Source organism: Leptospira saintgironsiae (assembly GCF_002811765.1).
Classification (GTDB): Bacteria; Spirochaetota; Leptospiria; order Leptospirales; family Leptospiraceae; genus Leptospira_B; species Leptospira_B saintgironsiae.
On record NZ_NPDR01000004.1, the window covers coordinates 300,170 to 311,648 of the forward strand.

The following is an 11,479-nucleotide window of genomic DNA, read 5'->3' on the forward strand; positions in this document are numbered from 1 at the left end:
GCGAAGCCCGGACTAAAGATCTGCGCATCGCTGCCGCGGGGGGAGGCTGAACCTCTGTGATCTCTGTGTGAACCAAAAATCTCGAAAGTTTCGCACAGAGACCACGGAGCACACAGAGATAGAAAACAAACAAAGCTCCTATGACCTGACCTCTGCGGCAAGGATGTGAAGGGGAAGTCCGAAAGGACCGAAGCGATAGCGTAGCCCGAAAGCAGCCTGGTCCGAGTATCGTGAGGATCCGCCCTACAAAACTCTAACTCTAACGATTCTTCCGATGTAGGAACTCCAACAGAGTTTTTGAAATCGCCCCCACCCAGACTCGGGAGGGGGGAGTGGCCCGTGGGAGAGCGTTTTCCCCGTTATCACAAAATCCCTCCTTCGTCAATGAAATCCACACTCACTAATCCATGTTGGAATTCCTACAAACTCGCTCTTCTAAGACGCTTGCGGAAAAAACCGTGTATCGACGGAATGGAAGCAGGGGTAGCTGTGGCAGTTCAAAATCAGTCAGTCAAATTTATCTTACCGGATGGAAGTTCAAAAGAAGTTTCCGCCGGTTCCTCATATAAGGATTTTATAGAGTCCCAACTTCCGTTCTTAAAGAACAAGGCGTTAGCAGTCCGTTTGGACGGCACAACCGTTTTGGATTTGAGCCGGACCATTGATTCGACAACCACCCCTAATACAACACCTAAGCTGGAAGTTTTGACCTTCCAGGACAAAGAAGGTTGGGAAACCTTCCAACATTCCGCGGCTCACTTGCTCGGAATGGCGGTTCAGAATTTATACAAAGATGCAAAATTAACCGTTGGTCCTGTGATAGAAAATGGGCCTGGGTTCTTTTATTACGATATCGATTTCACAGAAACTGTAATCACTCCGGAAGATTTTCCTAAGATCGAAGCAGAGATGAAGAAGATTGTGGATAGCGACCACGAAGTTTTCCGCAAGGTCTGGGACAAAAAGGAAGCAATCTCTGTTTTCGAAAAATTGGGAGAGAACTATAAGATAGAGATCGTTGGACAAATTCCTGACGACAAAGTTTCTATCTATGGAATGGGAGAATGGTTCGATCTTTGTAGAGGACCACATATTCCTCGCTCCGGATTTTTGAAAGCATTCAAGTTGACTGCACTTTCCGGAGCTTATTGGAAAGCGGACAAAAACAATCGTATGCTCACCCGAATTTACGGGATCGCATTTCCAAGTAAGAAGGAATTGGACGAGTATGTTTTCCAACTGGAAGAGGCTAAGAAGAGGGACCACAGAAAGATCGGAAAAGAGATGGATCTATTCTCTTTCCAACCAGAAGCTCCTGGTTTTCCTTTCTGGCATCCTAAGGGAACTACTCTTTGGAATGCATTAGCAGATTATATTCGTAAAGAATGTGCAAGACGTGGATACCAAGAGATTAAAACTCCTGCAGTTCTTTCTTCTGAGTTATGGAGAAGAAGCGGTCACTGGGATAACTTCAACGAGAATATGTATTTCGTTGATATCGACGAAGAAGAATTCGCGATCAAACCAATGAACTGTCCTGGTTGTAGTTTGATCTACAAACACCATCTTCATTCTTACAGAGAACTTCCTCTTAGATTCGCAGAATTAGGAAGTGTGCATCGTCATGAATTACATGGAGTTCTTCATGGACTTTTTAGAGTAAGAGCATTCACCCAAGATGACGCGCATATTTATGCACCTCTGGAATATCTGGAAGCAGAAGTGTTGGATATCATTGACTTCACTTTTAATGTGTATAAGAAGTTTGGATTCCAAGAATTTAAAACTTATATCGCGACTCGTCCTGAAAAATCGCAAGGAAAGGACGAAGATTGGGAGTTTGCAACCAACGCTCTTCAGCAAGCTTTGGAAAAAAGAAACATTCCATTCTCCATTAAAGAGGGAGAAGGCGCATTCTACGGACCTAAGATAGAATTTAATATCAAGGATTCTATTGGAAGAATGTGGCAATGTGGAACTGTTCAGATAGACTTCTCCATGCCAGATCGTTTCGAATTGGATTATACTGATTCAGATGGAGCTAAGAAAAGGCCAGTTATGGTCCACAGAGCAATCTATGGTTCCTTAGAAAGATTTATTGGGATACTAATAGAACATTTCGAAGGGAAATTTCCACTTTGGCTTTCTCCTAACCAGATACGTGTTCTAACCGTAACTGAAAATGTGCAGGAATATGGCTCCGAGATCTTGAAAAATCTTATTGATTCCGGTTTCAGGGCAGAAGCTGACTTCAGAAATGAGAAGATCGGCGCAAAGATCCGAGATTCTATCCTCAAAAAGGCAAATTACCTACTGGTACTAGGCCAAAAGGAGAAGGATTCAGGCACTGTTGCGGTCCGGAAACGAGGCTCAGAAGAAACAATTTCTATGTCTTATTCCGAGTTTCAATCTTTGCTGGAAAAGGAAGTCTCAGAAGGACTTTGAACTAAATTCTACTTGATGAACTAGGCTATCCGTAGAGAAAATCGCTTGAAAGCTAGCCTACTAGCCAAAAAATTGGAAAAAACCGGAGATTGAATGCAGAAGAGGCCTCAACCGAAACCCACCGATAAGCTATTTACTCATAGAATTAATGAGAAAATTACAGGGGTGTCCCAGGTAAGATTGGTGTCGGATGACGGTGTAATGATCGTTTCTTTTGACGAAGCTTTACGTCGCGCTAAAGAAGAAAACTTGGACCTGGTAGAAGTATCCGGTGACCAAGAGATTCATGTCTGCAAGATCATCGATTACGGTAAATATAAGTTCGAACTACTTAAAAAGAGTAAGGAAGCTAAGAAGAAACAACACGTAATCAACGTGAAAGAAGTGAAGATCCGTCCAAGGATCGAACAACACGATTACGAGATTAAAAAACGCCACGCAGTGGAGTTTCTTCAAAAAGGTGACAAAGTCAAAGTCAGCCTTCGCTTTCGCGGTCGTGAAATGATGCACTCCGAACTCGGGATGAACGTAGTAAATCGAATGGTAGAAGATTTGAAATCGGTCGGTACTCCGGAAAGAGAACCAGTGTTAGACGGCCGCCAAATCGTTGTAGTTATCACACCTCTTGCTGCAAAGCAATAGAGTAAATATTCAGGAATTATCGAGGTAGGGGAAATGCCTAAGCTTAAAACAAATAGAGCCGCAGCTAAACGGTTCAAGTTTTCCAAAAATAATAAAATAAAACGGAAGAGTATGAACACCCGTCACATTCTTACCAAAAAAGGACCTAAAAGACGTCGTCGTCTTAGGGGAATGACTTTGGTAGTGGATGCGGATTGGAAAGCAATCGTTAGACTCATGCCTTACGGAGTTCGATAATGCCACGCGCAACAAACGGAACCATACACAAGAATCGTCGTAAAAAAATCCTAAAGACCGCAAAAGGTTTTAGAGGAGCGAGATCCAAACTTTACAGAACTGCGAAATCCGCAGTAATGAAAGCGGGTCAGTGGGCATACAGAGACAGAAGAGCAAAAAAACGTGATTTCCGTAAACTTTGGATTATCCGTATCAATGCTGCTGCTCGTGAAGCTGGACTTTCTTATTCTCAGTTCATGTACGGACTGAAAAAAGCCAATATTTCTTTGGATAGAAAAGCCCTGGCAGAACTCGCGTTTAGCGACAAAGAAACTTTCAACGCTTTAGTTGAAAAAATCAAGGTAGCGGCGTAAGATTTTTCGCCCTTAGGAAGGGTTCGGTTACGGACCTTTCCTCTTGTAAAAAGCCCGTAATTCTACGGGCTTTCTTTGTTTTTAGAAAAAAAGGTTTTTCTCTTTTTGAGAAAGATGAAAAATGGGATGGATTTTGCCGATTTGGCTTGTCCCAAATATTTAGGCGGAATTTCGCTCTAAGTGTAATTTTATAAAATAAACCACTCCAACTGAGGAGAACGAGGTTCGCACTATGTTAACTATGGAGACAATTGAGGAGCTCGAGAGTAAAGTCCTAAAAGCACTCGAACTCATTAGCGACCTTCGGGCGGAAAACGGTCGCCTGGAAACAGAAAACGAATCTCTTCGTGCGGAAAACGACCAGATGAAACTGGCGATGGAAGAGAAAGAGAAAGAGCTTTCTTCTCTCCGCGAACAACTCCAAAAAGCGAATAAGGAGTTGGAAGATATTAAGGAAAGAGAAAGAGCTCTGGAAGGTAAGATCAATCAACTTCTGGGACGTTTGGATGGTCTTCCTGCTTCCGGTAGCGGATCTTCCTCTACTTCTTCTTCACCTAAGCCTAGTTCAAGTTCTTCTTTTGCGACTGGCGCTGCAGCTGGTGCAGTTGCAGGAGCGGCGGCATCTGCTGCTCCATCAGTAGTTAGAGATTCTTCCGACGAAGATTTTAACGAAGATGATGAGATCATTCTTCTAGACGACGAAGACGATGATATCTCTGTTCTAACTGAATCCTCTGATTCTTCCGGAGGAGATGACGAGATCATCATCACTGACGAACCTATCGATGACTTCAGCCCTGTTTCTGCTGACGATGATGATATCATTATCGAAGATGATGATGATGCGATCAGCGTATTCGATGCGGATGAGGATGACGACTTTTTAGTCATCGAAGACGATCCTAAATAATTTTTATGAGTGAGAAAGTCAAAGCTCGTATACTGGGCGAAGACTATACCATAGTAGGCGATGCCGATTCGGAGTACATCCATAGGCTCGCCGAATTGGTGGACCGAAAAGTTCGTGAGTTACAATTAGGAATGCCTAACGCGCCTAAATTGAAACTCGCGGTGCTCGCTGCTTTAAACTTCGCAGACGAATTGGAACAATCCAAAAATCAAACCGGCGACTCAGGACCTTCTTCTCCCGAAGCGGAAGAAAAGACCAAAAAATTGATCACTCTTTTGGAAGAAGGTTTGATCGGAGATCTTTGATTTGGTTTCTAAATCGGAAGCCAGAAAAAGAATAAAATCTCTTCTCTTGGGAGTTCCTTCCAGGAAAGAAAAAGAAGAAAATATCCGTGCTAGTCTTTTGGAATTTCTGAGACATAGCGCATCTTCTACCCAATTAAAAATCATCTCTTATGTTGCTGATGATTTTGAAATTTCTCCTTTTCTACCGTTAGGCCCTTCTTTACAGATAGGAAGTTTAAGTTTGGACATATTTTTTCCAAAAGTAACAAACTCAGGACTTGAATTTAAATTAGGATCCGGATTTTCCTCAGGCGCTTTTGGCATTTTAGAACCAACTGGACAAGGTTTATTACAACCGGAAAATGCTGATTGGATTATTGTGCCCGCCCTTGGTTGGAATGAGAAGGGGGCAAGGCTCGGAAGGGGAAAGGGTTTTTATGATCGTTCTCTAAAGGATATACTTTCGGAAAAAATGATTGGCCTTTCTTTTGAGGACCTATACCCTTGCGATTTTTCCGCGGAACCCCATGATCTAAAAGTGGGTACAGTGATTACGGAGAAAAAAAACCATTGCTTTCCCGGGAAAATGGGAGAAAAATCAGTCGGATAATTTGATGAGGAGTTTCTTTTTCAGGGGGCTCCGTGTCGACAATGTACTAAGTCGGAAACTTGTGCCCAAAGTTTCCGTTTTGAAAGAGTAAGTGGCGGAGAACCGGTGAAAACCATAGATAAAAACAACCACACGGAACAAAACCAAGAAGAGAGAGAACTGGATACTCTCCAGGAGTTTCTCACATTCGAAGTGGATAAGGAAATTTTCGGGATCGATATTCTTTATATCCACGAAATCCTAAAACCGGTGCCTATTACAAGAATTCCTAATGTAGAAGGTTTTATATTAGGAGTGATCAACTTAAGAGGTGAGATCATTCCGATCATGGATCTTAAGGAACTTTTTGGATTAGGTTTTTGTGATATTCTTCCTTCCACTCGGATCATTGTTGTTGTTACTGGAGAAAAAAGGGCAGGGCTCCTCGTTGACTCAGTTAAACAAGTTGTTAAGATCCGCAAGGATAAGGTCAGTCAAGCAAACGAAGACCTAAGTGTTAATTATAGTGAACTTATAGAATCTGTCAGCCAGGTTGAAGACTCTCTCATTCTAAACTTGAATCTATCCAAGGTCATGGATTATGCAGGGGAGGAAGCGTAAATGGCAGGAGTACTTGGCGAATACACAGAACTCTTTCTGGAAGAATCCGAAGACCAGATTGAAGAACTAAATGCGAATCTTCTAAAACTGGAAAAGGATCAATCGGATCCTCAAACTATAAATGATATTTTCCGTGCGGCTCACTCTTTGAAAAGTTCTGCTGCTTTCGTTGGATTATATAATCTTTCCGATCTCGCGCACAAAATGGAGAACCTTCTCCAAAGTATCAGAGATGGAAAACTTGCAGTTAATCTTTCTTTAGTAAATCTATTATTCCAATGTTTTGATCTTATTAAGAATGTGATCGTGAATGTTGCTGCCGGTAAAAAAGTGGATACCCCTTATACGGATATGATCCAAAGACTGGAAGCTTACGAAAAAAATCCTGACGTAGCTGCTGCTTCAAGCGCTGCCGGAAGATCTATTTCTCAATCTGCAACTCCTGTCGCAAAACAAGAAGAACTTTCTGGCAATGGAATTGAGCTAGATGTGGACGACCAAAAAGAATTAGAAGAAATCCTTCGTAATGGTTCCGGAAAACCTTGGCTCTTAAAAGTGGGACTTAAAAAAGATTCCCCAATGAAAGGCCTACGTTATACTCTTATTGTTCAAAACCTGAAAAACTTAGGCCAAGTATTTCGCACTAAACCGAATGCAGAAGAATTGGAGAATGGAACAGAGGCTCCATACCTTTCTATCCTGATCGTAAGTTCCGAATCTCAGGAAGAGCTTACCAAGGCTGCAAACGTAGACATGGTTGAAAACCTGATGATCCAAGAGTTCAAACTTAGCGGATATTCCGAAACTGGAGTTTCTTCTTCTTACCAATTGGATGAAGAAGAAAGAAGTACTGAGGCGAAAGTTACTCTAAAAAGTATTAAAGTATCTTCTGATAAACTGGATCAGCTCATGAATAATGTGGGCGAGCTTGTTATTACGAACTCAGGCTTCCAAAAAATTTACGATGATCTTCTTCGTACATTCGGAGATGATCAGTTATTTAACGAACTCAAAGGTCGTATCGATCTAATCAACCGTATCTCCAAAGAACTTCAATCCGGTATCATGAATATTCGGATGGTTCCAATTTCTACAGTTTTCCGTCGTTTCTCTCGTTTGGTCCGAGACCTTTCTTTAGAAACTGGTAAAACAGTGGATCTGGTTTTAAATGGAGAGTCCACTGAGTTGGACAAAAAAGTAATCGATGCTTTGGGAGAGCCACTTCTCCACTTGATCAGAAACTCTGTGGATCATGGTATCGAATCTCCAGAAGAAAGAAAAAGGTTGGGCAAACCTGAAACTGGGATCGTGGAGTTAAACGCTTACCAAGGTGGAAGCAATATTATGGTAGAGATCCGTGACGATGGTCGCGGATTGGATCTAGATAAGATCCGCAAAAAAGCAATAGAGAAGGGACTTGTTTCCGAAACTGATGCAATCGCTTTAGAAGAAAGTGATATTTATCAGTTCATCTTTGCTCCTGGTTTTTCAACTGCAGACAAAATCACTGATATCTCTGGTCGCGGTGTTGGAATGAATGTGGTGAATAGCCTCATCCAAGAATTTAAAGGTAAAATTCTGATCCAATCTCAGAAAGGATCGGGAACTTCTTTCGTTCTATCATTCCCTCAAGCGCTTGCGATCATTCCTTCTATCTTGATCGTAATGGAAGAAGAAGTTTATGCTTTCCCACTTTCAGAAGTGAACGAAACTATCAAGGTAAACAACGAACAGATCACTACTCTCGAAGGAAACGAGATCATCAATTTGAGAGGAGAGGTTCTTCCTATCTACAGATTGAATCGTATCTTGGGTCTTCAGGACAAAACCGACAGAGAAGAATTCCCAGTTGTTATCGTTCAATATAAAGGCCGCAAATTAGGCTTCATGGTTGATGAGCTCGTTGGAAAACACGAAACAGTTATCAAATCCTTAGAGAAAAATTTCAAAAATATCAAAGGACTTACTGGAGCTTCCATCATGGGAGACGGAACCATTATCATGGTTTTAGATATTCCAGGACTTGTGGAATTTGCCGCCGAGTTGGAAGAGAATGCAAGATATGTGAACTATCATCTCGAAACGATGAAACGTATCAGCACGATCCGCACAATCGAAACGGAAGAAGAGAAATATATCCAAAAAACTTCCAACCCTACTAACGTTTATAATCATAAACTACATGAGATCACTACTCGTGAAAGAGAGCGTCGCAAGAAGAGCGAACGTAAAAAATCGGATGAATCCAAAAAGGTAATCGTAGCGAAAGAAGAACTCGAAAGAGAAGTCGCTTCTGCTCCGATCAAAACTACTATGGAGATCCGACCTTCCGAGGAAAAACTAATCACTTCTACTGAAACTCCTTCTGAACTTTCTTCCAATACTGCAGTTCTGGAAAGACCTGCTGCTAAAAAAGAAGGAATGGAAGAAGCTTATAGATCTCATATCAATGAATTGATCTCTGATTCTCCAGTTTCTGATGAAGAAAGAAAAAGAGCTGATCACATTATAGAAGGTTTCTTGGAGCAGAAAAAACAGAGAATGATGTCCGTTGCTCACTCTAAAGAATTCACAGGGAACTTGACCAAGGAACAGATCAAGAAGATTGAATCTGTAGTTAATACTGGTATGATGAATGCCGGTATGGTGCTTTCTCAGATCCTGAATAGGAACGTGGATCTGTTTATTCCTGAAATTATCATGAATGATAAAGAAGGTTTGGCTTCTGAGATCCGTTTCTCTGACGATAAATTCTACGGAATGAAAGTCAGAATGACCGGCGATCTGAACGGGAACATGCTTATGATGTTCTCCAGAGAGAATGCCAAAAATTTAGCTAGAGAACTTTTAGATTCTAATCCGAGCGGAGACGTTTTGGACGATGATACTAAGAGCGTTCTATCTGAGATCGCAAACATAGTTTGCGCCTCCGTTTTGAACTCTATTTCCAATAAGGCGAAAGTGGGTGTGATGCCGGATGTTCCAGAACTTGTCGAAGGAACCTTCTTAGAAGTTCTGGATGTTGTTAAACCGGAAAGAACTAAGTTCTTAAGCATGCTCACTGAATTTAATCATGAGGGAAACAACCTGTTAGGAGTACTTTTATTCCTTCCGGACTTTGATGAACTCATGGATTTGCTTCCGAAATTTTAAACACTAGGATTTTGTCGTGGTAGTAACTCCCGCGGATCAATCGATTCGGGTCGTAATCATAGACGACTCTCTCTTGGTGCGAAATATTATTTCGGACCAGATCAAAAAAGAAAGTAGGATCCAAGTTATAGCTACCGGTAAAACCGGAGTAGATTGTATTGAACTCGCAACAAAACTGCGACCTGATATTGTAATTTTAGATGTAGAGATGCCTGTAATGGATGGGCTTTCCGCACTACAAGAACTGCAGAAACGAAAATTGGGTATTCCAGTAATGATGCTCTCTGTTTTGACACAACATGGAGCTGATGCAACTTTCAAAGCGTTAGAATACGGAGCAATAGATTTCGTTCCTAAACCTTCTTCCAGTAATCAATTTAATCCGGAAGAAATTGGAACAGTTCTCAAAAATAGAATACTCGCTTATTTCGATAGCTTAAGACCAAGTCATGCGGGCCTTGATCCCAGAAAAATCGTAGATACGGTCAAAAGTAAAATTTTCAAAGATGAAAAAAAAACCGTGGAAGCTGTTTGTATTGGGACATCAACCGGTGGTCCAAAAGCATTACAGACTGTTTTTTCTGATTTTCCGGAGAATTTTCATCTACCAATTTTCGTCGTACAACATATGCCTGTGGGTTTTACGAAAGCTTTTGCTTCTCGTTTAAATGATCATTCTAAAATCACAGTAAAAGAAGCCGAGGACGGAGAAGAAGTTCGTCCCGGAACAGGTTACGTGGCTCCGGGTGATGCACATTTGAAGATCGAATCTAAGGCAGGACGGAAATGGATTGCCTTAGGTAGGGAAGCACTGGTAAATGGACACAGGCCCTCAGTCGAAGTTTTATTCGACAGCGCAATCCGGGAATACGGGAGCGCCTTAGTCGGTGTGATTATGACCGGCATGGGAAAAGATGGAGCGGCGGCGACTCTCAGAATGAGAGAGACTGGAGCTTCTACTGTTGCCCAAGACGAGGACAGCTCCGTGATCTTCGGAATGAATCGCCAAGCCATCGAAATGGGTGGGGTTCAGTTCGTAGAACCTGTAAGCGCAATAACATCAAGGATACTTTCCATTCTTAAAGAAAGGGGAAACTAATTATGGCCAGAATTCTCGTAGTAGACGATGCAAAATTCATGAGGACCATGGTGAAGGACGCACTCGTCGCCGGAGGGCATGAGATCGTCGGCGAGGCCGAAAACGGAAACATCGCTGTTGATCAGTACAAAGCGATCAAGCCGGACCTAGTCACCATGGATATCACCATGAGAGAAAAAGACGGGATCGAAGCAGCCCAGGAAATTTTTAAATTAGATCCGAAAGCACGTATCATCATGGTAACTGCTCTTGGTCAGGAAGAACTTCTTGCGAAAGCGATCAAGATGGGAGTGAAGGATTTTGTAGTAAAACCTTTCTCGCCTGAAAGATTGCAACAGGCGGCAGAAAAAGCACTGAATTCATAAAGAGATGGAGAGAGAAAACGCCACACAATCCTTCGTAGTTCAATGGAACAATTCTGAAGGTGGTATTACAGAGGGACCTTTAAGTCTTCTCTGGTCTCTTATCGAAAGTTATAAGGTGGATATATTTGAAGTATCCCTTTCTCAAATCACCCAAGACTTTCTGAACTTCATTAAGATTTCTGCAAGTATTCATATAGACATGGGAGCGGAATACGCTCTTATGGCCGCTAATTTAGTTTATCTCAAATCTAAAGCATTATTACCCGATCCAGGTTTCGAAGAAGAAGATTATGATCCCCCTCTTCCACCCGAACTGGTCGAAAAACTTCTAGAACATAAAAAATTCCAATTAACCGCCCAGAAAATGGGGGATGTGGATAAGGTCCAGGCTGGAGTATTCTCCAGAGAAACCAATCAGGTTATAGATGAGTCCGAATCCTGGCTGGATCTAAGCCTTTTAGATCTGATTTCTGCATTTAATGAGATCTTGGAAAAACGGGAAGATGAAGGCGAGATTCCCGCTTTACTTACCGCGCCCCACCGGTATTCTGTCGAAGAAAAGATGGGTACCATTTCCGAACTGCTCGTCGAACGTTCGGATATCTCCTTTGAAGAATTGTTTTCTACGGTCAAGCCGGAGAAAGCCGAGATAGTAGCCGTCTTTCTGGCAATGTTGGAGCTCTGCAAACAGAGAATTGTATCCATCCGCCAGCATAAAACTTTCGGCGAAATCCGTATATTCTTGGTGGGAGAACCGTGGAACGCGACAAAGCCGGCTTAA

12 protein-coding genes are annotated in these 11,479 nt (G+C 42.1%); all 12 read left to right on the top strand.

Translation table 11 applies throughout. The features are described 5' to 3' along the window. Window positions 1-471: 471 nt before the first annotated feature. Window positions 472-2,445 carry a threonine--tRNA ligase gene (gene thrS / locus CH362_RS11575; protein ID WP_100710500.1) on the top strand — a complete coding sequence of 658 codons (1,974 nt, stop codon included), beginning with the start codon at window positions 472-474 and terminating at the stop codon, window positions 2,443-2,445. Between the two features lie 93 nt (window positions 2,446-2,538). Continuing rightward, window positions 2,539-3,087, top strand: a complete 549-nt coding sequence (infC, locus tag CH362_RS11580; RefSeq protein WP_008596924.1) for a translation initiation factor IF-3 — start codon at window positions 2,539-2,541, stop codon at window positions 3,085-3,087. Window positions 3,088-3,120: 33 nt separating this feature from the next. Then, entirely contained in the window at window positions 3,121-3,324 is a 204-nt protein-coding gene (rpmI, locus tag CH362_RS11585; RefSeq protein WP_010514334.1) for a 50S ribosomal protein L35, read from the top strand. Next, on the top strand, window positions 3,324-3,677 hold the full coding sequence (gene rplT / locus CH362_RS11590) for a 50S ribosomal protein L20 (protein ID WP_008595819.1): 354 nt from the start codon (window positions 3,324-3,326) through the stop codon (window positions 3,675-3,677). Before rpmI ends, rplT begins: the two co-directional genes overlap by 1 nt. A 232-nt stretch (window positions 3,678-3,909) precedes the next feature. Next, a complete protein-coding gene (locus CH362_RS11595; RefSeq protein ID WP_100710501.1) occupies window positions 3,910-4,587 on the top strand; it encodes a hypothetical protein in 678 nt (225 codons plus the stop codon). 5 nt (window positions 4,588-4,592) lie between these two features. Further along, window positions 4,593-4,892 carry a cell division protein ZapA gene (locus CH362_RS11600; RefSeq protein WP_100710502.1) on the top strand — a complete coding sequence of 100 codons (300 nt, stop codon included), beginning with the start codon at window positions 4,593-4,595 and terminating at the stop codon, window positions 4,890-4,892. Window position 4,893: 1 nt separating this feature from the next. Then, window positions 4,894-5,481, top strand: coding sequence for a 5-formyltetrahydrofolate cyclo-ligase (locus tag CH362_RS11605; protein ID WP_100710503.1), 588 nt, complete (start codon window positions 4,894-4,896; stop codon window positions 5,479-5,481). Window positions 5,482-5,595: 114 nt separating this feature from the next. Next, window positions 5,596-6,081, top strand: coding sequence for a chemotaxis protein CheW (locus CH362_RS11610; protein ID WP_425269055.1), 486 nt, complete (start codon window positions 5,596-5,598; stop codon window positions 6,079-6,081). Beyond that, window positions 6,082-9,234, top strand: a complete 3,153-nt coding sequence (locus CH362_RS11615; protein WP_100710505.1) for a chemotaxis protein CheW — start codon at window positions 6,082-6,084, stop codon at window positions 9,232-9,234. It begins immediately after the preceding gene. A 16-nt stretch (window positions 9,235-9,250) separates the two neighbouring features. Further along, complete coding sequence (locus tag CH362_RS11620; protein WP_100710506.1) at window positions 9,251-10,333, top strand: protein-glutamate methylesterase/protein-glutamine glutaminase; 1,083 nt, start codon at window positions 9,251-9,253, stop codon at window positions 10,331-10,333. 2 nt (window positions 10,334-10,335) lie between these two features. Beyond that, window positions 10,336-10,698 carry a response regulator gene (locus CH362_RS11625; protein ID WP_008594408.1) on the top strand — a complete coding sequence of 121 codons (363 nt, stop codon included), beginning with the start codon at window positions 10,336-10,338 and terminating at the stop codon, window positions 10,696-10,698. Window positions 10,699-10,702: 4 nt separating this feature from the next. Beyond that, on the top strand, window positions 10,703-11,479 hold the full coding sequence (locus CH362_RS11630) for a segregation and condensation protein A (protein WP_100710507.1): 777 nt from the start codon (window positions 10,703-10,705) through the stop codon (window positions 11,477-11,479).